25 protein-coding genes, 1 tRNA gene and 1 riboswitch are annotated in these 25,896 nt (G+C 36.8%); of the genes, 3 read left to right on the forward strand and 23 right to left on the reverse strand.

Annotated features, from left to right (window positions below; all coding sequences use genetic code 11):
• Positions 1-14: 14 nt before the first annotated feature.
• The 4 genes from essC to MHH95_RS17395 form a co-directional block, all read right to left on the reverse strand.
• The gene (essC, locus tag MHH95_RS17380) at positions 15-4,487 is read right to left on the reverse strand and encodes a type VII secretion protein EssC (RefSeq protein WP_340728611.1); all 4,473 of its coding nucleotides are present in this window, start codon (positions 4,485-4,487) and stop codon (positions 15-17) included.
• 69 nt (positions 4,488-4,556) lie between these two features.
• Positions 4,557-5,885 carry a type VII secretion protein EssB gene (gene essB / locus MHH95_RS17385; protein WP_339213357.1) on the reverse strand — a complete coding sequence of 443 codons (1,329 nt, stop codon included), beginning with the start codon at positions 5,883-5,885 and terminating at the stop codon, positions 4,557-4,559.
• A gap of 12 nt (positions 5,886-5,897) precedes the next feature.
• Positions 5,898-6,137 carry an EsaB/YukD family protein gene (locus tag MHH95_RS17390; protein WP_191700481.1) on the reverse strand — a complete coding sequence of 80 codons (240 nt, stop codon included), beginning with the start codon at positions 6,135-6,137 and terminating at the stop codon, positions 5,898-5,900.
• Positions 6,138-6,285: 148 nt separating this feature from the next.
• The gene (locus MHH95_RS17395) at positions 6,286-6,579 is read right to left on the reverse strand and encodes a WXG100 family type VII secretion target (RefSeq protein ID WP_191700482.1); all 294 of its coding nucleotides are present in this window, start codon (positions 6,577-6,579) and stop codon (positions 6,286-6,288) included.
• A 305-nt stretch (positions 6,580-6,884) separates the two neighbouring features.
• Between MHH95_RS17395 and MHH95_RS17400 the strand changes: the two genes are divergently transcribed.
• Entirely contained in the window at positions 6,885-7,220 is a 336-nt protein-coding gene (locus MHH95_RS17400) for a YwqH-like family protein (protein ID WP_339213361.1), read from the forward strand.
• Positions 7,221-7,261: 41 nt separating this feature from the next.
• Here MHH95_RS17400 and MHH95_RS17405 read toward each other — a convergent pair whose 3' ends face one another.
• From MHH95_RS17405 to MHH95_RS17420, 4 genes are all read right to left on the reverse strand, one after another.
• Positions 7,262-8,323 (reverse strand): YkvI family membrane protein, encoded by a 1,062-nt coding sequence (locus tag MHH95_RS17405; RefSeq protein WP_339213363.1) that lies wholly within the window; start codon positions 8,321-8,323, stop codon positions 7,262-7,264.
• Positions 8,324-8,515: 192 nt separating this feature from the next.
• On the reverse strand, positions 8,516-9,169 hold the full coding sequence (locus tag MHH95_RS17410) for an SIMPL domain-containing protein (RefSeq protein WP_339213366.1): 654 nt from the start codon (positions 9,167-9,169) through the stop codon (positions 8,516-8,518).
• 195 nt (positions 9,170-9,364) lie between these two features.
• A complete protein-coding gene (locus MHH95_RS17415; protein WP_340728612.1) occupies positions 9,365-10,507 on the reverse strand; it encodes a cation:proton antiporter in 1,143 nt (380 codons plus the stop codon).
• Between the two features lie 176 nt (positions 10,508-10,683).
• Positions 10,684-11,367 carry an SGNH/GDSL hydrolase family protein gene (locus MHH95_RS17420; protein WP_340728613.1) on the reverse strand — a complete coding sequence of 228 codons (684 nt, stop codon included), beginning with the start codon at positions 11,365-11,367 and terminating at the stop codon, positions 10,684-10,686.
• 359 nt (positions 11,368-11,726) lie between these two features.
• On the opposite strand from MHH95_RS17420, the gene MHH95_RS17425 reads away from it, so the two are divergent.
• Positions 11,727-12,206, forward strand: a complete 480-nt coding sequence (locus MHH95_RS17425) for a DNA polymerase III subunit alpha (RefSeq protein WP_340728614.1) — start codon at positions 11,727-11,729, stop codon at positions 12,204-12,206.
• 159 nt (positions 12,207-12,365) lie between these two features.
• Here MHH95_RS17425 and MHH95_RS17430 read toward each other — a convergent pair.
• The 11 genes from MHH95_RS17430 to MHH95_RS17480 form a co-directional block, all read right to left on the reverse strand.
• Positions 12,366-12,439: transfer RNA gene (locus MHH95_RS17430), tRNA-Arg, on the reverse strand.
• Between the two features lie 178 nt (positions 12,440-12,617).
• Complete coding sequence (locus MHH95_RS17435; protein ID WP_191700489.1) at positions 12,618-13,118, reverse strand: metallophosphoesterase family protein; 501 nt, start codon at positions 13,116-13,118, stop codon at positions 12,618-12,620.
• 114 nt (positions 13,119-13,232) lie between these two features.
• Positions 13,233-13,826 carry an XTP/dITP diphosphatase gene (locus MHH95_RS17440; RefSeq protein ID WP_191700490.1) on the reverse strand — a complete coding sequence of 198 codons (594 nt, stop codon included), beginning with the start codon at positions 13,824-13,826 and terminating at the stop codon, positions 13,233-13,235.
• Positions 13,823-14,578: a ribonuclease PH gene (gene rph / locus MHH95_RS17445; RefSeq protein ID WP_191700491.1), complete on the reverse strand. Its 756-nt coding sequence runs from the start codon at positions 14,576-14,578 to the stop codon at positions 13,823-13,825. The genes MHH95_RS17440 and rph overlap by 4 nt, the downstream gene beginning before the upstream one ends.
• 125 nt (positions 14,579-14,703) lie before the next feature.
• On the reverse strand, positions 14,704-15,504 hold the full coding sequence (racE, locus tag MHH95_RS17450) for a glutamate racemase (RefSeq protein ID WP_191700492.1): 801 nt from the start codon (positions 15,502-15,504) through the stop codon (positions 14,704-14,706).
• A 16-nt stretch (positions 15,505-15,520) separates the two neighbouring features.
• Complete coding sequence (locus tag MHH95_RS17455) at positions 15,521-15,964, reverse strand: MarR family winged helix-turn-helix transcriptional regulator (RefSeq protein ID WP_191700493.1); 444 nt, start codon at positions 15,962-15,964, stop codon at positions 15,521-15,523.
• A 73-nt stretch (positions 15,965-16,037) separates the two neighbouring features.
• Entirely contained in the window at positions 16,038-16,259 is a 222-nt protein-coding gene (locus MHH95_RS17460) for a helix-turn-helix domain-containing protein (RefSeq protein WP_191700494.1), read from the reverse strand.
• A 69-nt stretch (positions 16,260-16,328) separates the two neighbouring features.
• The gene (locus MHH95_RS17465; protein ID WP_191700495.1) at positions 16,329-16,772 is read right to left on the reverse strand and encodes an acyl-CoA thioesterase; all 444 of its coding nucleotides are present in this window, start codon (positions 16,770-16,772) and stop codon (positions 16,329-16,331) included.
• 169 nt (positions 16,773-16,941) lie between these two features.
• Entirely contained in the window at positions 16,942-17,718 is a 777-nt protein-coding gene (gene sdhB / locus MHH95_RS17470) for a succinate dehydrogenase iron-sulfur subunit (protein WP_191700496.1), read from the reverse strand.
• Positions 17,719-17,734: 16 nt separating this feature from the next.
• Positions 17,735-19,480, reverse strand: a complete 1,746-nt coding sequence (sdhA, locus tag MHH95_RS17475; RefSeq protein ID WP_191700497.1) for a succinate dehydrogenase flavoprotein subunit — start codon at positions 19,478-19,480, stop codon at positions 17,735-17,737.
• 92 nt (positions 19,481-19,572) lie between these two features.
• Positions 19,573-20,190, reverse strand: a complete 618-nt coding sequence (locus MHH95_RS17480; RefSeq protein WP_191700498.1) for a succinate dehydrogenase cytochrome b558 subunit — start codon at positions 20,188-20,190, stop codon at positions 19,573-19,575.
• A gap of 271 nt (positions 20,191-20,461) precedes the next feature.
• Here MHH95_RS17480 and MHH95_RS17485 point away from each other — a divergent pair, with 271 nt between their 5' ends.
• Positions 20,462-20,878 carry a YslB family protein gene (locus MHH95_RS17485; protein ID WP_191700668.1) on the forward strand — a complete coding sequence of 139 codons (417 nt, stop codon included), beginning with the start codon at positions 20,462-20,464 and terminating at the stop codon, positions 20,876-20,878.
• Positions 20,879-20,984: 106 nt separating this feature from the next.
• Here the strand turns inward: MHH95_RS17485 and MHH95_RS17490 are convergent, their stop codons facing one another.
• From MHH95_RS17490 to MHH95_RS17505, 4 genes are all read right to left on the reverse strand, one after another.
• Positions 20,985-22,217 (reverse strand): aspartate kinase, encoded by a 1,233-nt coding sequence (locus tag MHH95_RS17490; RefSeq protein WP_340728790.1) that lies wholly within the window; start codon positions 22,215-22,217, stop codon positions 20,985-20,987.
• A gap of 92 nt (positions 22,218-22,309) precedes the next feature.
• Positions 22,310-22,488, reverse strand: a riboswitch (Lysine riboswitch).
• Between the two features lie 34 nt (positions 22,489-22,522).
• On the reverse strand, positions 22,523-24,313 hold the full coding sequence (gene uvrC / locus MHH95_RS17495) for an excinuclease ABC subunit UvrC (protein ID WP_340728791.1): 1,791 nt from the start codon (positions 24,311-24,313) through the stop codon (positions 22,523-22,525).
• A gap of 98 nt (positions 24,314-24,411) precedes the next feature.
• Positions 24,412-24,726: a thioredoxin gene (trxA, locus tag MHH95_RS17500; protein WP_191700500.1), complete on the reverse strand. Its 315-nt coding sequence runs from the start codon at positions 24,724-24,726 to the stop codon at positions 24,412-24,414.
• A 160-nt stretch (positions 24,727-24,886) separates the two neighbouring features.
• Entirely contained in the window at positions 24,887-25,864 is a 978-nt protein-coding gene (locus MHH95_RS17505) for an electron transfer flavoprotein subunit alpha/FixB family protein (protein ID WP_340728615.1), read from the reverse strand.
• Between the last annotated feature and the right edge of the window lie 32 nt (positions 25,865-25,896).

Below are 25,896 nucleotides of genomic sequence, written 5' to 3' on the forward strand. Positions count from 1 at the left end.
CCTCTTTTGAGACGTCATGAGTATATCTTCCTTTCAACATCACATAGTGGGAGTTGTATTTTGATTTCTTTGTTATTTAAAACGTAATAACCAAACCCTGCCTGAATCTCTTCTTCTTTACGATCATAAGGAAGTGTGAACAATGTTTGATCGGACTTCTTCATTAATAAGACTGCTTGTCTAATTTGTTTAACCTCAGCCGACAGCGAATCATAGCCTTTCAAAATATCTGACGCATTGCCTGTAACGATAACGTTAAATCCTAAATAACTAGCATTCTTCATCAGTTTTACAATATGTTCTTGTAATCTAGTATCCATAGCTGCGTTGAATCGTGCAAAGTCATCTATTACAAATAATATTGGCTCAAAATTGAGTTCTGATCGATCACTGAAATTTGTATTAGTGTAGGTCATTTCGCGCGCCGCTAGTTCTTCTTCAATTGCGCTCAACCATTGCTCAACTTGATCCTTTCCTTCTAGTTGTGTCACCAACTCATTCTCTGTTAACGTAGCCAAGCCTCTGTCGAAAGAATCATATACAGCAATGTGTCCTAATCCCTTTTGTAGAGCGGTCGTTATAAGTAGCTTTAATACATTTGTTTTTCCTTTTTGCGCTTGTCCGATTATTAAGCAGTGCTTATTTGTTAATAGATTAATTGCGACAGGTTGAACAAATTCTTCGTCCAATCCAATTGGTAGAAATTGTGGTTGCCCTTCCAGACGGACATACTCAGAAAACTTCGTTAATGTTAAATCATTAGGAAGCATTGGAATAGGCTGTGGCGCAGCATACTCGTGGTACTTGGCCTTTAATGATTTAACTGTTTCTTTTACTGCTTCAAGCATTTCAAAATCATTTGCCCCATTAGCCGGCAGGAATATTTGAGAGAAATGTACTTCATCCTTCTTTATGATGGCTCTTCCAGGAATTGTTTCAGGAGCTAGATTTGTTTTACCCAGGACTGAATACGCCTCACTGTGGTCCATTAAGTAATGAACTATTTTCGTTTTTAAGTTGTTCATTACTGCTTGGCGAATCGCTGATATACGAGTCGCAGTAAAAATCATATAAATTCCTAATGATTGTCCATCCCTTACAAATTGATTGAAATTTGTTTCGAAATCGGGCATTTCATCTTTTATAAAGTCAAAATTTTCTACAGCAACAAAAATTAACGGAAGCTTTTTCTCTGCAACACTGTTATATAATTTAATGTTACCAACTTCCAACTGTTGCAATAGCTGTTTTCTCCGGATAATCTCTTCCCGGATCATTCTCATAAACTTTTCCATTTTCCGCTTTTCTTCCATTAAGAAGAAATCCGCAGTATGAGGAAGTTGTTTTAATGGAAGCAATGATCCATTCCCAAAGTCCATTAAATAATAATGCACTTCTTCGGGACTATAGTTCTGTGCGATAGTTAATAGTAACGTAAGCACTGTCGTAGATTTACCATAACCGCTTGAACCGAATATACCGATATTTCCATCTTCCATCACTTGATAGTAATAAGGCGTTTGTTTTTGTTTTTCCGGTTCATCGACTAAAGCGATCGCAATTTGATATCGCTCCTCCGAATTGTAGGTATTATTATAAATTCTATCTTCAAGCGGTGATAACCATGGACTTCTAAGCTTTTTGACGCCTAATATATTTTGTGTTTCTTCAATTTTCGAAACAACCGCTTCAATTTCGGAAATCGACTTCTGCTTATTTTCCTTCGCTGCTATATTCGATAAAGGAATGAGCCCCAAATCGGTTACAATAGCTATTTCGTCTTCACCACCAGAATGTTCTGAAAGATAAGGTGCTCCACTCCAGGCCGACTGGAACAAATCATACACTTCATTATTTCCCACTTGTAAATAACCTCTACCTGTAACAGTGATTGATGCAGCATCCGTATTTTTAAGTATTTCTTTACTGTCCGTCGCATCCTGAACTTTTAAGGCTATTTTAAAGCGTGCATTACTCCAGATTTGATCATCGATAACGCCACCTGGCTTTTGAGTAGCTAATATAAGGTGAACCCCTAAGCTTCTTCCGATCCGGGCTGCACTAACTAGTTCGCGAATAAAGTCAGGCTCTTCATTTTTTAATTCCGCAAACTCATCAGAGATTAAAAATAAATGAGGTAGCGGCTCTTCTGCGAGTTGTTGTTTGTATAAATCCGTGTAATCGTTAATATGCGTTACATTATAACGGTCAAACAGAAGCTGACGGCGTTTTAATTCACTTCGAATGGAAGCAAGCGCACGATTTGTAAAGTTTACACTTCCCTCTATATTTGTTATCGTCCCTAAAAGATGCGGTAATTTTTTAAACGGTTGTGCCATTCCCCCGCCTTTATAGTCAATTAGTAAAAATGCTACTTCATGCGGGTGGAAATGAACGGATAATGATAAAATGTACGATTGTAAAAATTCACTTTTCCCTGAACCCGTAGTACCAGCAAGTAAACCATGGGGTCCATGAGCTTTTTCATGCAGATTCAGGTAAACAAGATCATCTTTGCCTTTAAGCCCAATTGGTACAGCTAAAGATTGGGAAGATTTATTCTCCATCCATTTATGTGCGATATTTAATTCTTCTACTTCTCTTACACTCATCATTTCAAGGAATGTTACACTATCTGGTATGGAGTTTGTCATACCCGTTTGATGATTTAAGGTACGTAACATCCGTGAAAAGCGTTCATTGTTTTCCTTTTGGTGACTATCTAATGTAAACGGTATATTTACCGCTTTTTTGTTCTGAATTAAAATATCGCCCTCCGTATCATTTAAGTACCGGACGAGTGTGTATATGTTGTCAGATAAGCTTTCCTTTGCATCAGTTGCAGTTATGACAGAAATATTTAAATGAGTATGGTCGCCTTCCAAGTACTCTAAAATGACGTGGTCTGAGATGAGCTGTTGATTTGTAACAATAAACACCAAATGTGGAGTAAATTGAATTTGCTCTTTTTCTTCTTTCAGATCACGATCACGAACCATTTCATAAATGGAGGAAAGCAGCTGATCCCTCGTTTTTTCGTTATAAATGAGTCCCCTTGCATACATATTAGGTATATTAAAATGCGGCAACCACTTCATCCATTCAAACTGAGCATAATCTTCTTCATCAAAAATAAAAATAAAACGGAGATCATGATAACTATGAAAAAAGGCGAGTTGACCAATTAGCTGTTGTATTTCCTTTTTTACTACTCGATCCTTACCAATTAATCCAATCGGTCCTTTCGCTAAATTTGCGATAACTGGCATATCAGCGATTTCTTTATACACTTTTTCAAGTTTCTGAGACTGCTCGATTAAATTATCCATTTCGCGATTGGCCATATCATTTGAATTTAATGAAATGGAAAAGCTCGACGGAACAATACCAGTTCCTAATCGAAACTGAAGAAAATCCTCACTTTCTACAGATCGTTCCCAAATTCGATCGGATATTTGATTTGTTAAATACTTCATCCGTTCAAACGTAGGAAAGTGAAATTCCATTGTGAACTTCTGTTTATCTGCCAGCTCCTGAAGTTCATGGCGTTTGTTCTCAAGATAAGCTGTGTACACACGGATTCGCTTTTCTTTTTTTCTTTTTTCGTTGCTGCGATCTTTAAAATATTGCACTGATGATGTAATTAATGTCATAACGAACATAACCATCGTAATTAGAATAAAAATTCCACGAGGTTGAATAACGGCTACAATTCCCATAACAATCAACATTACAAGCGGCGGTAAAATTATTATCCACAACCCTCTACCTGAAGGATCATTTTCTTGCGAAGGAAAAGAAAGTGTTACTTTTTCACTCGGAAGCTCATATACCATCCTTGGAGTCCTTCTATAAATTGGATACTTTTTTTTCATTTCTGAAGCAGGTTCGATAATATTGGAAAGCGTTGAATCGAAGTTTTCAAAACTGCTAATTTCGAGTACGTCCTCTTCCAAAAGTCGAATAATCAAAAAAGGTGTGAATATAATATCCCCAATTTGTATTTCCTTACTTGCAAACTTTCTTTGACCATTTATATATAGGTGATTCTCATTCGATATTTCGAGGAGCCATTTTTTCTCCGCTCTTATTAGTGAGAACGACTGCGTATTTCCGTAATTTTCTTCCCAGAAAATATCTGCTTCTTCAAACTTAGTTGAAAACAGAATTTCCTGTCTATTTCCAATGAAATAAGTATTGCTGTTTGTTACGGCTAAAAAGAGAATGATTTTCAATTTTTTATTGCTGTTTTCATCTTGCCATTCAAAAAATTGCTTCGGATTTACTTTGCCAAGCAGTTTTTCATGCTGTTTTACTGTAAAGCCAAAGGAATCTTCGGTAATCAGTAGTGAGCCATTTGTAAATGGTAAGTTTTGAATCGTCACTGTATGCGATGAATCGGGACCAACTGTAACGGTTTTACTTTTCAACTGATCCAGTTGTATCGCTTGGTAATAGTTATCATAAAAAAACAAAAGCGTACTCATTAAATCACCTTCTAATAGGGACTTTTACTACTAAATAGATTAGTGCTGGAATAACTTTATTAAATTCAATTATTCTTCTGTAGAATTATCCGCGCTTTCTGTATCTGTAGAACCCGCAGTGTCTTCCTTATTTTCCTCTGCGGTTGGTTTGTTGGTGCTTGGTTTTTCAGACTTTATTTCCTCATTTTTGTTTGAATCTTTATTACTAGAACTTGCTTCCTCTATTTCAAGTTCTTCTTTTAATTGTTCAAGCTGTTCCGTTACTTCCTCTTTTTCAGTTTGAATTTTATCTAGTAACTGCTCTCGTTCTTCATTTTCCAGATCGAGGTTTCCTTTTACAGTTTCCTCATAATGCAGTAAAGCTAGCATTATTAAATCCAAATCCTCGAGTTGTCGGGCTAAGGCTAAAGCTTCCTCTGCCTGTCCACGGCCAATATAAATCCAATATTTAAAATAATTTGGATCTGTCTGCAACGTTATTGTCTTTAAGACATTTTCTTTCTGCTCTTCGGTCAATGTTTCATTTACGATATAAGCAAGCGATAACTCATACTGTATAACTTTAGGCATATGCTCAATATCATAATTTGTCAGTTTATTAATTACTTCACTATAATCTCCTTGAAGATAGGAATTCTGAACCTCCACAAAAGCTTCTTGACGAGGTTGAAGCACTAGTGCCGAATATCCTGTATATGCTCCTAGAGGTATAAGTGCCAATAAAAGACCTGCAATACCGTAACGTACCCAGCTCCATTTTGTTTTTGAAACTGTTACTAGCTTTTTTTCTTCATTTTTCAGTAGAGTTATTTGTTTTTTTATCGTATCATTTAGTTCATTTTCATCCTTTGCACTCATTACCTTTTCAGCGATGGGACTAAGTTCAATAGATTGAGAGAACTGAATATATTGTTCGAATGTATATTTAGGATCAATTGCAGCAGCAATAAGCGCTTTCGTTTCATTCCAAATTCGGTTACTTTCTTTTTCATAGGGAGGAATACTTTCCTTCACCCCGTAATGTAGAAAATATGGCATTAAGCTTTCATCGATTAATACATTTTCCGGGCATACAATAAGGTGGAGCCGGTTAAATGAATGGCGGCTTTGCACTTTTAAAACTTGTGAAGCAAACATCCAGCGACTTAGTTCTTTTAATTTCCGCAATTCTCCAAAATTCATATAATTTGATTCTTTTTTATAGGTGAAGATTAATTCATCATCTGTTAAAGTGATACTTTTATTTATGAAAGGGTTATGTTCTTGTAATAGTGCAATTTCTATTTCATTTGCTAGTTTTATTTTTTCTTTTTGAAAAATAATTGTGATCTCATCTTGTTCAAACTTGAGGGTAGCCTCTAATTGCTTTTCTAAATAGGATAGTTTCTTTTTTGACATCTGCTTGACTCCTTACAAGATTTCTAGTCGATCACCTGTAGTAACACCACTATTTGCCAATAGGTCATTTCCGGATAATACGGTTTGTTTATTTACAATTCGAATCCAATAACCTTCCTTTGGAGGATATGTTATTGACTTTGCCTGCCAAACAATATTGACCAACTCTTTGACTGAATAGGAATTTGACAGACGTAAATCAAAACACTCCTCACTATAGTTTTTTAAGTCTATAGATACCTCTATGTACATTTTATATTCACCTCATTCAATCAAATTAAGGTTGACTAATTCAAAGTGAAAGTCGTTTTATAGGGAACAAATACAAAACTGTCCAGCAAATGAAAAGAGCGCCTTCATCTGAATACGACGCTCTTTAAATCTTAATTCTAGATGAAACTTAACTGCGAATTTGCCCTGCAATTTGACGATCTGCATCTGCAAGAGCATGTGCAGTATTTTTCAGTTGTACAGAAACATCCTGTAAAAGTCGTTGCATATCTTGAATTGATGGACGTAAAGTCGTGTATTGATCTGCAAAGGCGCGACTTGATTCACCTTCCCACATAGACTGTAATTCTTGAATCATATTATCTAATCGTGAAATTTGTTCTTCAACCTGTGCACTTTCAGTTCCATAACGATTGGACATTGCTTCTAACTCAGCTGGGGTTACACGAATAATTCCTGACATAAATTTCTCTCCTTTTTCTTGTTTATTTAGGTATAAATTGTAAAATATATCCTGCAATTTAATACCCGTATTTTAATTTTATAAACCAAAAAATAACAAGGTCAACAAGATTTGAGTAAAAAAGGAGTTTTATACTAATTTTAAATTAATAAAATAAGCAAACTATATCAGTTTAAGATTTTTTAATTGTGATATATTAATGAGGTATAGTTCGAATTGGAGTCATATTTTAGAACTTAAAATTAACTAAAATAGTTAATTTTAAAAGCTAATCCGCAAAAACTAATAGATTATGAGGTGACGAAATGTCGTTAGGATATTGGTATTCTGAGTTGAATAAAAAGCAAAGTCATTTAAACCGTTTGGAAACATGCAATAGTCAATTAACAGGAAAGCAAAATGAATTTTCCAACAATAAGCACCTTATGACAAAACCTGAATTAACAACAATGACATGGAATGGAAGTTTAGCAACACGATTTGATGATATTCGAAACAACGGAATTCTTAACAGCTATGAAGCTATACAAAATATACAATTGAATAACGTATTTGCCGCACTGTCGGATATGATGGATAAAATCCGTCAAGAAATCGAATCAATTCGAGCAATCATTGCCCGCCTTGAAGCAGCAATTTAAGAGTTAAATTTACCTAGCTGAGGAATTCAGCATTTTAGTTTTTATATTTTTCTCTTGTTGGTACGTAAAATACGTATTTGCGCCAATACAATAGCCACTATTAACACCATCCCGAGGTAGCCCATAATGGTATACAGTTTACCGACTAATGTTGTAAAGCCTATGAGGCTAGCTGCAAAACCTACTAAACTAAGCAGTATCACAATGATTTTCATCATGAGATTTTCTTTCTTTACAATTCTTACTGCCAGTATATATAGTGTGCCTACCGCTGTACTGTATATCATTGCTAGTAAAACGATGGACATAAGATTCCCTACTGTTGGATGAATTTGTTTTGCTAGCTCAAGCGTTGGCATATCCACGCCTGCCACAATATCCATTTTCGCAAAAAGAGCTAAATTAATGAGCAATATTAATAAGCCAAGTACTCCCCCTCCTAAAGCACCACCCATTCTTGCTGCTTTTCTATCTTTTGTCGTTCCTCCCATTAAAATAAGCATAGCCGCCCCTGCAGCAATATTATATGAAACATACAATACCGCGCTCGTTAGCCAATGAGAGCTTGCAGATGGTTGTTTTTTTGCTATAATATTCAGCTCGCTTATTGAGTAATCGATTGTAAATAAAGAATAAATCAAAAGAATAAAAATAACGCCCAGTAAGTATGGCATTAATGCCGCAATCATATTGATAATGCTATTCGCATTTAGTAAAAGTGTAAAAACTACTGCGAGAGTCATTAACATACTTCCAAATGACGGCTCCATATTATACATTTGATTAAATGTAGCTCCTGCACCCGCGAACATAACAATCGCAATCCCAAATAATACAATAGAAATTAATACATCCAGCACCGGACCAAAAGCACGACCGCCAATGTAATGAATGCCCTCCTTATGGGAAGTCGTCTGCAAGTCCGATCCGATCTGCGCAAGTGTCATGCCTAAGAAAGCAAAAATGACCGCAGCAACAATACAACCAAACACACTTACTAGTCCAAAGCTTGTAAAGTACTGCATAATCTCCTGTCCAGAAGCAAAACCTGCACCGACTACCAAACTGACAAATGTACCTGCAATTTGTATACTCTTTTTCAATACGCACCTTCTTTATTTCACTTTTTATCATTGTTACTTTATGTATACAAAGGATCCAATCATGCTTTTACATGAAAGAATAAGCAATACAAAATAAAAACCAAACTGAAAAAGTCCTTAACAGTTTGGTTCATTTCTATTTTTTATTTGATAGAAAACGGAATTTAAAATTAGAATATCTAACTTACTGCGCTAATACTGAAATTTGACTTTTACAGTAGCTGTTACTGTTATCAAACCTGGTTCAATCGGTGTAACAGCCTGTTGGTTACTTAGTTGAAGCATTTTGTATGGAATAGGAGTAGCAGTATTTGTCTCTTCAATTATTTCTATAGGTAACGGTTCTAAAGTTGCATGCATCGTTTCAGCCATTGATTTTGCTTTACCTAACGCGTCAATCAGGGCATACTGAAGTGCCTGACGATAGTAAGTATCTACGTGCTCTATTTTAAATTGTATGCCCGATACATGGTTCGCCCCATTTCGTGTCGCTGTATCGATAACCGTACCAACTTGATTAATATTCACTATTTTTACAGTAATTGCATTTTGAACTTCATAGCCTCTTAATACTTGTTTTCCATCAATATAGTCATAGGTTGGAAATATATTATAAGCTGACGTTTGCATTTCATCTCTCCGAATATTTAAATTCAAGAGCGATTCAATAACCCGATTCATAATAATCGCATTTTCATGTTGAGCAGAACTGACATTATCTCCTTCTGTACGCACTTCAGTTTGAATTTGCGCATAATCTGGTTGAAGCGTTATTTCCCCATTACCCGAAACTGTCATTTCCCGTGAAGTAGGTAATGGCTGATACTTCATTTGTGGATAATACATACCTCCCACCTTTCTTCTAATGTTTTTAACATACTATGCGAGTTAGTATTAATTCATTTTTATTTCTGATCTTTTTAATCTAGGTGTGTAAAAAAAATACAATTTTTCTCCGGAGAGAAAAATTGTATTTTGTAGGATAATTGTTTTTCGTTTTGATTACTCACGGGCACGGCCTAATTATGTCCTGGCCTCTTCTTACTCTATGACAATTCTCTTTCCAAAAATTGCTTTTAGTAAAGGCGGAGTAACAATTGTCGTTACAATAATGACGATAATAACGGAAGTATAATAATTTGCTGGTAATAATCCACCTTCAAGTCCCATTGCAGCTAATATAAGTGCAACCTCACCTCGGGAAACCATTCCTGCACCAACACCCATCGATGATTTCGTATTGAAACCAGCTAGTTTGGCACCTAATCCTGAACCAACAAATTTGGAAACAACTGCAATAATTGAAAATACGACTATAAACCCAATTTGATTTCCAATTCCATCAAATGAAACCGCTAATCCGATACTTACAAAGAAGAACGGTACAAAAATTCCATACGCGATTGGTTCAACTTTGTGCTCAATTTCTTTTCTAAATTCTGTTTGTGCAATGGCAATTCCGGCAAAGAATGCACCGATAATTCCCGCTATACCTAAAAATTCTGCAAAGTACGATAAACCAAAGCAAATAATCAAACCTGCACTCAATATTGATTCTGTAACTCTAAATTTCTTAAATGTACGGATAAAATGTGGAATAAACCATTTTGCAAGTACGATTAAAATTACAAAGAACAGTATTTTTTTCCCTATTAATAATCCAATATTCGTATCCGAACCTGCAAAGAAACTCATTGCAATGGCAATTAAAATTACGACTACTATATCATCCAATACAGCAGCGCCCAGTAACGTTGAACCTTCTTTACTATTTAACCAACCTAGTTCACGCATTGCTTGAACAGATATACTTACAGATGTAGCAGAAAGCAATAGTCCAATAAAAATAGATTCTCCTACAGACATTCCGTAGTATTGGGCTCCCGCGTAACCTAAAATAATCGGTAAAATAATACCGCCTAATGCAACAAATATCGCTGCCTTTTTATTTTTATTCATTTCCTGAAGATCTGTTTCAAGTCCTGCCAAAAACATTAATAATAAAACTCCAATTTGACTAAATACCGTTAATAATTCTGTATCGTGGATCCATCCAAGTAATGCCGGCCCTAGAATGATACCAACAATTATTTTTCCCAATACTGATGGTTGGCCTAACCTAGCAGCTAAGTGCCCTGCCAATTTTGTAGCAAATAAAATAATAACAATTTGTAAAATAAACATAAATTTCCCCTTTCAAATGCAAAAAAGACAAGGCGGTGCCGTAGCTGACTACGACTCCACCTTGTCTTGCATTTATTAAATTTATTGTTCCTGTTTATATATTAATATATTTACTAATTTAATTGCAAGTACTGATTATTTATTTTCCGTAAAAAATTACACATTTCGACAAAATTTTAATCACTGTAAAGCAAGCGCTCTATTTCAGTCGTATATATGTCTGCAACAAGTTGTGCCCCAGTACTATTAAGGTGTATACCATCTAACGTAAGATGTAGCCCTCGTTTTTTGGATTTTTTATCAATTTTTGAAGGTTTCTTATAAAAAAGAACGTCGGTCATAACACTCAATACTTTTGTGCTGATGTAATTCGAGCTATTCACTGCTGAAAGATGATTCAGGAAAGCTGTTTGGACATCTAGAAAACCAACATTTGTCTGTTTATGTGCAATGGATTGGATAAGGTGATTCAATTCTTTAATTTCATTATTGGGAGCATTATTAGTATTTTCACCAACTATAGTCGGGGTAACTGTTACGACATTATTTGACGATTCTATAACTAGCTCTAAGACTTTCTCATAGTAAGTCTGAAATTCATCATAATCTTTCGCAATCGGCTGCGCTTGAACGCTAAGCAGTTTTGAATAGACATCATTTACCCCAATCCATAGGAAAGAAAGATCATAATTATCCTCTAACTTTTTTTCTAAAAGGCGCGTATATAAACTTTTCACTGTTTCCCCTGGTTTACCAAGATTAACAAAAGTGATATTTGGAAATTTATCTTCTAATATCGTATGAAAGGGAACCCCTGGACGACCTTCAGTTAAACTGTCACCGATTAAAGCAATTTTCATTTTGTATCCCTCCTCTTAATACATTAGCTGTTTTTAGCGGCTCTTGTTCAAAGTTTTATCTAACTTATTCGTATTAGCCAAACCTTCTAATCAATTATATTCCATTTAACGGAAAATATAATTAACTTCCCTTTTCTATAACGTGGCACAATTCAATAAATCGCGAAATAAGTTGGAAAAACGAATTGAATGTTATACCAAGGCGAAAAGCGTTAATCATCTATAATAAGTGCTCTATAATTATTAAGTATTTAATCCGTCATATTCGACATATGTTAATTTATGAAACGAATAAAAAAAACCTTTTAAGGTTAGAATACTCATAATTTATAAATCAATGTAAAAAGGATGATTATTAAATGAGTGTTATGGTACTAGACAACAAAAGAATTCTTCTAAAAGGAATTAATAGGTACGAGATAAATTCTGATGAACTATATCATAGAAATGATACGGAAGAGGAACGTTTTTTTTTCATATTGCTTAATCAGAATGAACTTTGGAGTGAATATAGTTTCAAATATTTATATATTGAGATGCGTGATGGCAATTTATATAATTTTTATTCTGATAAAAAATTAGACTTTTTAATGAAACAAATGGCTGAATATTTTACAGAAATGGGCATTGATAGTGAAGTAGAAGACTGTATTTATGATCAAATTTCTAATAGTTATGATATTAGTGAAGAGTTAGAAGAGATACTTGAAGAAGACGAGGACCTAGAACAAGCTGTTGAAAGTTATGTAAGGATTAGAGATGCTTTCACATTCATATTAGTTGATGAAGACATTTCAGCTATAGCAAATAGATTAGATAATGCTTTTGGAGTGATATAAACATAAAATCGATTAAATAATGTTTGTTGTTCTTCTTTAAAGATTTTGATTAAGTACGTTTTAAACGATCATTCGTACCTTCTTTTTGTAAACACAAAAAAACCTCCTAACATTAAGTTAGAAGGTTAATTTTACGTGGTCTAAACCACAAATTATATACGTCCCCAGTAGGATTCGAACCTACGACCGCACGCTTAGAAGGCGTGTGCTCTATCCAGCTGAGCTATGGAGACAACTGCTTTAATAACGTAATTGGTATTAAAGACAATTTTTATTATATGGTACATTAACTAGAAAGTCAACAATCAATTTTATAAAAATTATTATTCAACTAAAATAAAATTCACTTTCCAGTGGCGACTATAAAAAAGTGAAGCCCCCTTGATAAAAAGTGGACTTCGCTTCTTCAATCTAACGTTCAAAAAACATTTTATCGATTAAATTATTATTATCATCATAGCAATCTAAAGTAAAATGGGTAGGAGTAATTGTTAGAGTAACAAAAGATTTTTCTTTAATGCCCCGGGGCTTTAATAAGCTACCTGGATTAATAAACAAAGTATCTTCTATATACTCCGCGGCTAACACATGTGAATGACCGAAGCACACTATTTGGGCACCAACTTCCTGAGCCCGATAGACTAACTTCATCGGAGAGTTTTTCACATCATATAAATGTCCATGTGTCACATACACACGGTCTCCATTTACTTGGAATAGAATCTCCTCTAAATAATTCGGATCATGGTCACAGTTGCCTTTCACACGCTCGATTTCTTGCATCGATGGATGGGTATACGGTAATTCGCTATCACCACAATGGATTATTTTATATGCGTCTGGATGGTAGCCCTTTACACGTTCAATGATATCCTCGTCACCATGTGTATCACTCATTATCAATAGCTTCATTTCGTAACCACATCCTTTCCATTTATATACATATTGTGACAGGAATGAATCAAAAATTCAATCGTTATTGCACAATTCTATTAACAGTTGTTTACAATACAAGAAAAGTACTACTTATTTAAGAAATTCAGCTAACTGTAAAGCAAGCTTGCGAATCGCATTACCACGGTGTGATATAGCGCCTTTTTCTTCGGCTGAAAGTTCAGCCATATGCTTTTCTAAGGCAGGTACATAAAAAATCGGGTCATAACCAAAACCGTTAGTTCCCTTCTTCTCATGCGCAATCACACCTTCACATGTTCCAAATACCGTCTTCGTTTCTAAATTAGGACCTGCAATCGCCAACGCACAGCAAAAACGAGCTGTACGCTCATCTTCCGGTACATCTTTCATGTTTTCCAGTACTTTTACCATGTTCGCCTCATCGTCATGGTCTCCAGCATAGCGTGCAGAATAGACACCCGGTTCACCATTTAATGCATCAATAGCTAAACCGCTGTCATCTGCAATCACAATTTGACCTAATAGGTTGGCTAATGTCTCCGCCTTTAAAATCGCATTTTCTTCAAATGTTGTTCCTGTTTCTTCAATTTCCACATCTGGTGCTACATCAAACATTGTAACAACCTTATAGCCGAATGGTTCAAAGAGCGCTTCAAAGTCTTTTGCTTTACCTTTATTTTTCGTTGCAATGACTACCTGTTTCATTTTGGTTCCACCTTCCCAATCAGTTGTGCGATTTCACCTAAAGTATTTTTTTGAATAATAATCAATTCTGAGATTCCTGATTCGCCTAAATCAAGCAGTTCATTCAACTCTGAACGAGTAAATGTCGATTCCTCTCCTGTACCTTGTAATTCAACAAATTCGCCAGCACCTGTCATGATAATATTCATATCGACTTGGGCTGCTGAGTCCTCAATGTAGTTTAGATCCAATACTGCACCAATTTCAGCTAGTTTCCCTACACTTGTAGCAGCTAAGTAATCAGTCACAGGGAATTTTGCGAATGGTTTTTCAGCATCTAATTTGGCTATCGCTTGTGTCATCGCTACAAATGCTCCAGTAATCGAAGCTGTACGAGTTCCACCATCGGCTTGAATAACATCACAGTCAATCCAAACTGTTTTTTCGCCTAATGCCTCTAAGTCTACAACAGCGCGCAATGCACGGCCGATTAAGCGTTGAATTTCCATTGTGCGACCACTTACCTTCCCTGCAGAGCTTTCACGGCGTGTGCGTTGCTCTGTAGCGCGTGGTAACATTGAATATTCAGCCGTAATCCAGCCTTTACCTTGTCCACGTAAAAAACCTGGTACTCTTTCTTCTATCGTAGCTGTACAAATTACTTTCGTTTGTCCAACCGTAATTAGTACCGAGCCTTCCGGATGCATTAAATAATTATTTTCAATTTGAACTGGACGTAATTCATTCACAGCTCGTAAGTCATGTCTAGTCATTCTTGACCTCCTCAATTTGTTCGCGCACTAATCTTAACACACTTTCAGAACGGTCAAAAGTGTAAACGCAAGACATAGAAGGAAAAAGGCCCAAATTAGACAAAATGCCTAATCTGAACCTTTAATTACTTTTCAAATGTAATTTTGCGTATATCCAGTTCATCATTCTCCAACCAACGTTCTGCAATGGAACGGAAAATCGGAACAGAACCGGAAGCATATAATATATGTTTTGGTGGTTCCACATCTGTACGCAACTGCCCTTTATAGCTTAAAATTGCTTCGACATCTTTGGCAGTTTCTTCAGCAGATGACAAAACATGAACATGTGGACCAACTGCTGCTTCAATTTGTTTTTGTAAAATAGGATAATGTGTACAGCCTAAAATGACTGTATCAAATCGCTCATCTTCCAATGGCTTTAATCCTTTTGCGACAAGATCATATGAAAACTGACCTTCATACTCGCCACTTTCAACAAGAGGAACAAATGTCGGACAGGCGAGTGGAATAATCGTTGCTTTTGTTGCTAACGATTTTACCGCCTGTTCATAAGCGCCACTTTTAACCGTGCCTTCTGTTGCGAGTACTACTACTTCATTACGCTTTGTCTTTTTTATTGCAGCTCGTGCCCCAGCATTAATTACACCTAGAACAGGAAATGGCATATGCTTTTGTAAACTTTCCAATGCAACGGCTGTCGCAGTATTACATGCTATGACAAGCATTTTCACATTTTTCTTTTCAAGTACTTTTGCCATTTGCCATGTAAAATTACGTACCTCTTGTTTCGTGCGAGGTCCATATGGACAGCGCGCCGTATCACCTATATAGTATATTGTTTCATTTGGCAATAGCTCCATAATCGCTTTTGCCACTGTTAAACCGCCAACTCCAGAATCGATTACACCAATTGGGGCATTCACTTGTACCGCCTCTATCCTATTTCATTAATAAATGTAGTTTTTGTAAAGTTCGTGATAATTGCTCGAATTCTTCTTCGTTAAATTCCTCTGTAATATCCCGTAAATAATCTTGACGCTTAAGAATCACTTCTTGAATAATTCGCTCGCCTTCGGATAAAAGATGAATACGTACAACACGGCGGTCATTTTCGTCACGCACACGTTGTACCAATTCATTTTTTTCCATCCGGTCTACTAAATCCGTCGTTGTCGAAAAAGCTAAATACATCTTCGTCGACAAGTCACCAATCGTCATATCACCAGATTCATGCAACCATTGCAATGCAATAAACTGCGGTGGGGTAATTGTATAATTGCTTAGTATTTCGCGACCTTTTTGTTTAATTAAGTGTGAAATATATCTTAATTCTTTTTCTAGGATTGCTACAGATTCAGAGCTATGTGTGCTGTGATCTTTCATCTACTCCATTCACTCCTCGATGCGTTTCATAGTTCTATTTTGAAGTTTTTTTTGTGAAATAGCAAGTCTTCAATCAGTATATTGACAATTCTTGAAGTCTTAACAGCTCCAGAATTGCTTGAGTACGACTTGATACACCCAGCTTTTGAATCGTATTGGAAATATGATTTCGAACAGTTTTCTCACTAATACCTAACTTTGCCGAGATTTCCCGAGTTGAATAGTCCTTTATTAAAAGCTCAAAAATTTCGCGTTCTCTTTTTGTTAACAGCGAACGATGCTGCGGACGATTCATTTTGCAACACCCTCCTATCTTCTTCCTTGTACATTATGTCGAATATACAAAGCAGGTGAGGGCATTTAACTATTTCCCGAGCAATAATTTTTTTTGGTCCTCTAATAAAGGGACACCTTTCCCCGTATTATGATTCAATTGTACAAGCGTTCCACGTGCTGTGTAGCATATTTCATCTTTTTTATTCGTCACCATATAATGCAAATCAAGTGATGATGTTCCGATTGATGCCGTTTTAACGAAAATTGTCAATTCCTCATCAAAAAACACTTCCTTCAAATAATCACATTGAATATCTGCTACTACAAACATACTTGTATCATCTGATCCTTCTATGAAATTAAAACCCATTGCTTTAAAGTACTCAATTCTTGCATACTCTAAATATGCAAACACTTTTGTATTATTTACATGACCATACATGTCTGTTTCCGAAAAGCGGACACGTACTTTTGTCGAAAAAGAAAATCCAGCCATCCACTCTTTCACATCTTGAATATATGTAGCTCGCATAAAAACATCCCCCTTTTTAAATAAATCATCATCCCCTGATAATGAATATGCATTCATTATAGCATAATTTGTAATTTCTTTTAAATACGAGAGCACGATAAAAGGAGTTATTCATACAGAAGTAAAAAAAAGACTCCCACCAAAGCGGGAGTCTTTTAAATCTATTAGATTAGTCAACCATATGGTCAGAACCGAAGAAGTTCTTGAACATTTGAACTGTTGTTGCACGGTTAAGTGCAGCGATAGATGTTGTTAAAGGAATTCCTTTTGGACAAGCAGCTACACAGTTTTGAGAGTTACCACAGTTTGCAAGACCACCGTCGCCCATAATTGCTGCTAAACGCTCGTCTTTATTCATTGCACCAGTTGGGTGAGTGTTGAATAAACGAACTTGTGATAATGGTGCTGGACCCATGAATGAAGCTTTTTCAGACACGTTTGGACATGCTTCCATACAAACACCACAAGTCATACATTTAGATAGCTCATATGCCCATTGACGTTTACGCTCAGGCATACGTGGACCTTCACCTAAATCATAAGTTCCATCGATTGGTACCCATGCTTTAACTTTCTTAAGTGCATTGAACATGCGCTCACGGTCTACTTGTAAGTCACGTACAACTGGGAAAGTTTTCATTGGCTCTAGGCGAATTGGTTGAGTTAATTTATCTACTAATGCTGAACAAGATTGTTGTGGACGTCCGTTAATAACCATTGAACATGCACCACAAACTTCTTCTAAACAGTTCATATCCCAAGTTACCGGTGTCGTTTTTTGACCGTCAGCAGTAACAGGGTATTTTTGAATATGCATTAGCGCAGAGATAACGTTCATACCTGGACGGTAAGGAACTTCAAACTTTTCAACGCGTGTAGCACCGTTCTCACTATCTTGACGAACGATTTCTAACTTAACTGTTCTTTCAGTATTTACTGTTTCCATTTTTTAGTTCCCCTTTCTACGCTGAGTAGTCGCGTTTACGTGGTGGAATTAACGAAACGTCTACTTCTGCATAAGAAATAATTGGTTCGCCCGTTGCAGGGTCGAACTTCGCCATAGTTGTTTTTAAGAAGTTTTCATCATCACGTTCTGGGAATTCTGGCTTATAGTGAGCACCACGAGATTCGTTACGTAATAATGCACCCTTAGTCATAACTTTAGCTAAATATAGCATGTTCTTTAACTGACGAGTGAAGTGGGCACCTTGATTCGACCATTTTTGAGTGTCGTTAATGTTGATGTTTTCCCAACGCTCTTGTAGCTCAGTTAATTTCGCATAAGTTTCTTCTAATTTTGCGTTCACACGTACAACAGTCATGTTGTCAGTCATCCACTCACCTAGCTCTTTATGAAGTAAGTAAGCGTTTTCTGTACCATCCATGTTTAAGATAGCTTCCCATTTTTCTGTTTCTTCTTGTACGCGGCGAGTGTAGATTTCTTCTGGTAAATCTTCAGCATGCTTTTGAAGTCCTTTAATGTACTTCACAGCATTTGGTCCCGCAACCATACCACCGTAAATTGCTGATAATAGTGAGTTAGCACCTAAACGGTTTGCACCGTGTTGTGAGTAATCACATTCACCCGCAGCAAATAATCCAGGGATTTCAGTCATTTGGTCATAGTCGACCCATAATCCACCCATTGAATAGTGAACTGCCGGGAAGATTTTCATCGGTAATTTACGTGGGTCATCCCCTACGAATTTCTCGTAGATTTCAATGATACCACCTAATTTAATATCTAATTCATGTGGATCTTTGTGGGATAGGTCTAAGTATACCATGTTTTCGCCATTAATACCCAGTTTTTGATTTACACACACATCAAAAATCTCACGTGTTGCGATATCACGTGGTACTAAGTTACCGTAAGCAGGGTATTTTTCTTCTAGGAAGTACCATGGCTTACCGTCTTTATAAGTCCAAACACGTCCACCTTCACCACGAGCAGATTCTGACATTAGACGGTTTTTGTCATCGCCAGGAATTGCAGTTGGGTGAATTTGAATCATCTCACCATTTGAATATGTTGCACCTTGTTGATAAACAATCGATGCAGCAGAACCTGTGTTAATAACAGAGTTCGTTGTTTTACCGAAGATAATACCAGGTCCACCAGTAGCCATAATAACTGCATCACCACGGAATGAACGGATTTCTTCGCTTTTTAGATCTTGTGCTACGATACCACGGCAAACGCCTTCATCATCAAGCACAGCACCAAGGAATTCCCAGTGCTCATATTTTGTAACTAAACCAGCAACTTCTTGTGCACGAACTTGCTCATCTAGTGCGTATAATAATTGTTGACCTGTTGTAGCACCTGAGAATGCTGTACGGTGCATTAACGTACCGCCGAAACGACGGAAATCAAGTAAACCTTCTGGCGTACGGTTGAACATTACACCCATACGGTCCATTAAGTGGATAATTCCAGGGGCTGCATCACACATACCCTTAACTGGTGGTTGGTTCGCTAAGAAGTCTCCACCGTAAACTGTATCGTCAAAGTGGATCCATGGAGAATCCCCTTCACCTTTTGTATTTACTGCTCCGTTAATTCCGCCTTGTGCACATACAGAGTGTGAACGTTTTACTGGAACTAACGAGAATAATTCAACTGCAGTACCAACTTCAGCTGCTTTAATCGTAGCCATTAAGCCTGCTAAACCGCCACCAACGACGATTACTTTACTCTTTGCCATGATTATTTCTCACTCCTCATCAATTGCTAATTACTTTTACTCATAATTCATCTGAACTGTCTTAATAACTGTATATTAGTGGTCAAGTTAAACTAAACAGCGAATGAAATGATAGCTGCAACACCTATGATTGCTAAAATTACGAAGAATAATAACGTAACATAAGTTGTAATCTGTTGAGATTTTTTAGACTGTGTAATACCCCAGCTCACTAAGAATGACCATAGACCGTTCGCTAAGTGGAATGCTGCTGATACGATACCAACAATATAGAATGCCAACATTAATGGGTTATCTACGATTTCTACCATCATATCAAAGTTAACTTCAGCGCCAAATGCTTTTTGAACACGCGTTTGGAAAATGTGCCATGCAATGAAGATTACAAGGAAGATTCCTGTGAAACGTTGTAAAGCAAACATCCAGTTACGGAATGTGCTGAAACGGCCCGTATTGTGTGTAGATGTAAATGCAATAAACACACCATAGAATCCGTGGAACATTAATGGAATATAAATAATAATCCATTCCATTGCTAACAATAACGAGTGCGGAACTAATTCCATCATACCTGTTGCGTTATTGTAAACCTCTTCACCACCAACTGCAGTGAAGTTCAAAGACAAGTGGAACACCAAGAACAACCCGACAGGAACTACACCTAATAACGAGTGTAAGCGGCGCCATAAAAATTCACGATCTTTCGACAAAACTGTTACCCCCCTTAGTACTTGAAATACACAAGTGCAACGCCTCAAATTTGTAAACGTTGTGTTATTGACTGCGCATTTCATCATGGTACAATATTATGACATGTCCATTGTACTCTCAACAGATACTAGCGTCAAGGTAACGAGGGATATTTTATAATCATTTTAAAGACGGATTTTTGCTATTTTAAGTCCAGTTTTTTCTACTTATAACTATTTTCTTCCTGAAAGAATGAAAATTATAAGAAAATTTATGAAAGAGGTTTTTAATATGGAGGGGTACAAAATGAAAACGATTCCAAGTTTTGGATATGAAATCCTTCGCGATCATCTTCTACCATCGATTTTAGGTAAGCATGAGGAAGATGTTTTATATTGGGCAGGGAAAGAACTAGCACGTAAATTTCCGCTATTTTCCATGGATGAGCTTCCTTCATTTTTCGGGGAGGCCGGCTGGGGTCAGTTAATTTTGGAGAAAGAAATAAAGGATGAACTTCATTACATACTTATGACGACCGAGGAAATGTCGATTAATATTGAGCAGCGCTGTTTTCGTTTAGAAGCAGGCTTTTTGGCTGAGCAAAAGCAAAAACAACTTGGCTATTTAACAGAATGCTATGAAGAAAAAATTGAAAAGAAGAATTACGTCAAATTCATTTTAAAGTGGGATTTAAAAGAGAAGATTTGAGCGCAAATAAAAACTGCTGCTTTTTAAAAGCTAGCAGTTTTTAGTTTTTTTAACATAGAAAAATAGTTATATCACTCTTGATTAGCACTAGTAATGGCTCCCCACTTTAAGAAGCGGGAACTTCCTTCATTGCTATATTAAATTCCTCATGCAAAGCATTGGCAGCGCGCACCATTTCTTCTTGTGGCACGACGACAGACACTTTTATTTCAGATGTGCTAACCATTTTAACCGGAATATGTTCACGTCCCAGACGCGCAAACATACGTGCTGCGACTCCAGGGTTTGAAGCCATTGCTGATCCAATAATCGATACTTTAGCCAACCCGATTTCAAAATCTGCAAAACTAAATCCAAGTGACAATTTACTCGACTCTAATACACGTAAAGCATCAGCAAATTCTTCTTTTGAAATTGAAAAAGAAATTGTAGGCTTAATCCCGTCAATAACTGCCTGCACAATAATATCAACATTAATATCATTTTCCGCTAAAACACTAAATACTTCGGCTAATGACGCTGTTTCATATGAATCATATCCGATCGTTAAACGAATAATATCAGATTCATATGCCACCCCGCGCACAAGTAAATTTTTTTCCATGTCTACATCCCCTTTTATTAATGTACCTTCTACGTCCTCGGTAGCTGAGCGTACAACGATTGGCATATTGTAATTTTTTGCAAGCTCAACTGCTCGAGGATGCAAAATTTTAGTACCTAAATTGGAAAACTCCAACATTTCATCATATGAAATTACAGATAATTTCGTAGCATCTTCCACAAGCTGCGGATCTGCAGTATAAATGCCTTCTACCGTTGAATAAATATCAACACGTTCCGCATTTAAAGCAATGGCTAATGCAACGGCGGAAGTTTCAGAACCGCCTTTCCCTAAAGTCGAAATGTTGTGTGTGTCTGTTATTCCTTGGAATCCTGAGACAACAACGATCTCTCCTAGATCAAAATGTTTTTCAAAACGCTTATTATCTATAGAATCAATTCGGGCATTTCCATATTTTTCATTTGTTTGAATACCTGCCTGCCAACCGGCAAGTGACACTGCTTTTCCCCCATGCTCCTGAATTGCTAAAGCAAGAAGGGCGCTTGTTATCTGCGCTCCCGTAGAGATTAATGCATCCATTTCACGCTTCGACGGTTCATGAGTAATTTCCGCGGCAAATTGCCGTAAATTTTGACGAATGGACGTCATCGAAGAAACGACAACGACTAAGTTTATGCCACGACCTTGCTCTTTTATCACCTTTTTTGCTACCTGTACTATTTTTTCTGTTGTTGCCAACATTGGTCCACCAAACTTTACTACAACTGTCTGCAATGTCTTCCACCCCTTATTTTTTTCCATCAAAAAAGCGACCTTCCATATGTTCATGGAAAGTCGCCGTCAATACAAATAAAGGTTTATATGTTTTTCAGGATAGCTCTCCAGAACATAAAGTTCTGACAATCTTACATTTCTTAAATGCAAAACCAGCAAAATACGTGAACAATACGTATTTCACTTCGGCAGAATTCCCTTTCAATTGCTGTCGCTGGAATTGTTCTTCCTCGAGCAATTTACTCTTAAATACTGCACCTCTATCGTTTATTAACTATTGAATTATCTTTTATAGTAACACAACATTATTCTTTATTCAATGATGCTTCGTGAAAGTGACGATAAATTACTTCTGCCAATTTGGCGGGAACACCAGCTTCTTGCAATTGTAACTCTGTTGCTTCCCGAATTTTTTTTACCGATCCAAAATGCTTCATAAGTTGCTGTTTACGTTTCGGTCCTATACCCGGAATGCCATCAAGTACGGATGTAATTGCATTCGTCTGATGTTGCTGACGCAGAAATGTAATGGCAAATCGGTGTACCTCATCTTGTATACGTTGCAATAAGTAAAAACCATCACTTGTCCGTTTTAAAGGTACAACTTCTGGTGGAGCGCCAAATAACAGTTGGGATGTGTTATGCTTATCGTCTTTTGCAAGACCTGCTATTGGGATCATTAATCCTAGCTCATCTTCTATTACTTCTCTTGCAACCTCCATTTGTCCTTTTCCTCCATCGATTAGGATTAAGTCCGGTAATGGCAAGCTTTCTCGTAATACCCGTGTATAACGGCGCCGAATGACTTCTTGCATCGCCCCATAGTCATCATGTTTTGCGGCTTCTCGTGTTTTATATTTCCGGTATTCCTTTTTTGCAGGCTTCCCGTCTACAAACACAACCATTGCAGAAACAGGATCAGCACCATGCATATGACTATTATCAAATGCTTCGATACGAAGTGGTAATGGAATTTGCATAGCTTCGGCAAGTGCTTCACAAGCTCCTACTGTACGTTCTTCCTGACGCTCAATTAACTGGAATTTTCCGTGTATTGCAATATTGGCATTTTTCATAGCTAAATCGACCAGCTCTTTTTTTGTACCGCGCTTTGGTGTCTGCACCTTTACGTTTAAAAGCTTTTGCAAAATCGTACCATCAATCGTCTTTGGTACAAAAATCTCTTTCGGCAGTAAATGATGTGGTTGCTCGTAAAACCGTCCGACAAATGTTAAAAATTCTTCTTCTGCCTCGTTATATATAGGGAAAATCGATACATCTCGTTCAATTAATTTTCCTTGCCGCACAAAAAATACTTGTACACACATCCACCCTTTTTCGACTGCATAGCCAAATACATCCCGATTGCTTAAATCATCCGATACGATTTTTTGCTTTTGCATAACCTGCTCGATATGTGCAATTAAATCCCGGAATTCCTTCGCCCGTTCAAATTCCAGCTTTTCGGCTGCATCGAGCATTTTTCGCTGAAGATCTTTCTGAATTTCTTCGACACCACCGTTTAAAAACTTTGAAATTTCACCAATCATTTCATCATATACTTGTTTTTCAATTTCTTTTACACAAGGTGCTAAGCATTGCCCTAAATGATAATACAGGCATACTTGATTTGGCAGATGTGTACATTTACGAAGTGGATATAAACGATCAAGCAATTTCCGCGTTTCATTGGCTGCATACGCGTTTGGATAAGGTCCAAAATATTTTGCCTTATCCTTTTTTACTTTCCTTGTCGTTATTATTCGAGGGTAACGTTCATTCGTTATTTTTATATAAGGGTATGTTTTATCATCTGTTAGCTTTACATTATATTTCGGATCATGTAATTTGATCAAATTCAGTTCGAGTATAAGCGCTTCGAGATCACTTGAAGTTACAATATATTCAAAGTCCTCTATTTCACTGACTAATCTGGCTGTTTTACCATCATGACTTCCCGTAAAATACGAACGCACTCGGTTTTTTAACACTTTTGCCTTGCCGACATATATAATCGTCCCTTGACGGTCTTTCATAATATAGCAGCCGGATTCATTCGGTAATATTTCTAGCTTTGCTTTAATATTTGCATTCATATTCTCACCTATTGGATATGTCATTCACTTTATTTTAACTGATAGTCCCATAAGAAAAAAGCCGTACACCTTATTAGGCATACGGCTTTGCAATTTAATTATTTGTTGTCGTTAATAAAGTCGATTAAAGCTTCTTTTGGCATGAAGCCAGCAGTTTTTGCTTTTAATTCACCATCAACAAATAATAATAATGATGGGATTGACATGATTTGATAATCAGCAGCAGTGCCTTGGTTGTTATCTACGTCAACTTTTACGATTTTTACTTCGTTACCGATTTCTGCATCTAATTCTTCAAGAACTGGAGCAATCATTTTACATGGTCCGCACCATGCTGCCCAAAAGTCTACTAAAACTGTGCCGTTTGAAATTTCCTGTGGGAAAGTTTGATCTGTACCGTGTACAATTGCCATAATAAAATAGCCTCCTTAAATAACATCTGGTTGTAGTATAGCATGTTTTGCCATTTAAAAAGTAGTAAAATGCTTGGGAATATAAATGTATGACATTTCTACGTAGTTTTTCGGATTTTTCACATAAAAAGCTCCCCTCAAAAAGAGGGAAGCTTATACATTATGCGTTTACTTTAAGCGCTTTAAACTCTTCGATTAACATTGGTACTACTTCAAATAAATCGCCTACAATACCATAGTCCGCTACTTTGAAAATGTTTGCTTCCGGATCTTTGTTAATGGCAACGATTACTTTTGAATTCGACATACCAGCCATATGTTGGATAGCACCGGAAATACCAGCTGCAATATAAAGGTCCGGTGTTACAACTTTACCAGTTTGACCGATTTGTAATGAGTAATCACAATATTCCGCGTCACATGCACCACGAGAGGCACCTACTGCACCTCCTAGTAAATTAGCAAGCTCTTTTAATGGCTCGAATCCTTCTTCAGATTTTACCCCACGGCCACCAGCTACTACTACTTTTGCTTCTGAAAGGTCAACACCTTCAGTTGATTTACGCACAACTTCCTTAATGATTGTACGTAAATTTGTAATATCAACGGATACCGAAGATATTTCACCAGAACGAGAACCATCTTTCTCTAAAGGTGCGATGTTGTTCGGACGGATTGTCGCAAAGATTACGCCGTCTTTAATTTTTACTTTCTCAAATGCTTTACCAGAATAGATTGGACGGATGAATACTGTATCATCGCCAGACCCTTCAATATCTGTTACATCCGAAATTAAACCGGATTGTAAGCGAGAGGCAATTTTTGGTGATAAGTCTTTACCTAAAGATGTATGACCGAAGACAATTGCTTCTGGGCTTTCTTGTTCAACAACCGCTAAAATAGCTTGGCTGTAGCCGTCTGATGTATAATTTTTTAAGTGTGGATGCTCAACTGTAATTACGCGGCTTGCACCATAGGCAACTAGCTCTTGAGCTAAATCCGTTACTGAATCCCCTACTAATAATCCTACTACTTCTCCACCGTCAGCGATTTGTGAACCTGCTGCGATTGCTTCAAATGTAACGTTACGTAAGCTCCCTTCTCGAACCTCACCTAACACTAAAACTTTCTTTGTCATAAAATATCCCTCCATTACCATCTTCGTAAAAA

This window comes from Solibacillus sp. FSL K6-4121 (assembly GCF_038002585.1).
Taxonomy (GTDB): domain Bacteria; phylum Bacillota; class Bacilli; order Bacillales_A; family Planococcaceae; genus Solibacillus; species Solibacillus faecavium.

Coding starts and splice junctions, on each gene's coding strand:
- MHH95_RS17395 (WP_191700482.1), bottom strand. CDS start 6,579: ATGTCAGGAATTATTCGTGTAACCCCAGCTGAGTTAGAAGCAATGTCC.
- MHH95_RS17465 (WP_191700495.1), bottom strand. CDS start 16,772: ATGCGAGCTACATATATTCAAGATGTGAAAGAGTGGATGGCTGGATTT.
- MHH95_RS17420 (WP_340728613.1), bottom strand. CDS start 11,367: ATGAAAATTGCTTTAATCGGTGACAGTTTAACTGAAGGTCGTCCAGGG.
- MHH95_RS17435 (WP_191700489.1), bottom strand. CDS start 13,118: ATGAAGCTATTGATAATGAGTGATACACATGGTGACGAGGATATCATT.
- MHH95_RS17425 (WP_340728614.1), top strand. CDS start 11,727: ATGAGTGTTATGGTACTAGACAACAAAAGAATTCTTCTAAAAGGAATT.
- MHH95_RS17390 (WP_191700481.1), bottom strand. CDS start 6,137: ATGTACATAGAGGTATCTATAGACTTAAAAAACTATAGTGAGGAGTGT.
- MHH95_RS17455 (WP_191700493.1), bottom strand. CDS start 15,964: ATGAAAGATCACAGCACACATAGCTCTGAATCTGTAGCAATCCTAGAA.
- sdhA (WP_191700497.1), bottom strand. CDS start 19,480: ATGGCAAAGAGTAAAGTAATCGTCGTTGGTGGCGGTTTAGCAGGCTTA.
- trxA (WP_191700500.1), bottom strand. CDS start 24,726: ATGGCAATTGTACACGGTACAGATCAAACTTTCCCACAGGAAATTTCA.
- uvrC (WP_340728791.1), bottom strand. CDS start 24,313: ATGAATGCAAATATTAAAGCAAAGCTAGAAATATTACCGAATGAATCC.
- MHH95_RS17410 (WP_339213366.1), bottom strand. CDS start 9,169: ATGTATTATCCACAAATGAAGTATCAGCCATTACCTACTTCACGGGAA.
- essC (WP_340728611.1), bottom strand. CDS start 4,487: ATGAGTACGCTTTTGTTTTTTTATGATAACTATTACCAAGCGATACAA.
- MHH95_RS17400 (WP_339213361.1), top strand. CDS start 6,885: ATGTCGTTAGGATATTGGTATTCTGAGTTGAATAAAAAGCAAAGTCAT.
- MHH95_RS17415 (WP_340728612.1), bottom strand. CDS start 10,507: ATGTTTATTTTACAAATTGTTATTATTTTATTTGCTACAAAATTGGCA.
- rph (WP_191700491.1), bottom strand. CDS start 14,578: ATGACTAGACATGACTTACGAGCTGTGAATGAATTACGTCCAGTTCAA.
- MHH95_RS17460 (WP_191700494.1), bottom strand. CDS start 16,259: ATGAATCGTCCGCAGCATCGTTCGCTGTTAACAAAAAGAGAACGCGAA.
- MHH95_RS17440 (WP_191700490.1), bottom strand. CDS start 13,826: ATGAAACAGGTAGTCATTGCAACGAAAAATAAAGGTAAAGCAAAAGAC.
- essB (WP_339213357.1), bottom strand. CDS start 5,885: ATGTCAAAAAAGAAACTATCCTATTTAGAAAAGCAATTAGAGGCTACC.
- MHH95_RS17485 (WP_191700668.1), top strand. CDS start 20,462: ATGGAGGGGTACAAAATGAAAACGATTCCAAGTTTTGGATATGAAATC.
- sdhB (WP_191700496.1), bottom strand. CDS start 17,718: ATGGAAACAGTAAATACTGAAAGAACAGTTAAGTTAGAAATCGTTCGT.
- MHH95_RS17505 (WP_340728615.1), bottom strand. CDS start 25,864: ATGACAAAGAAAGTTTTAGTGTTAGGTGAGGTTCGAGAAGGGAGCTTA.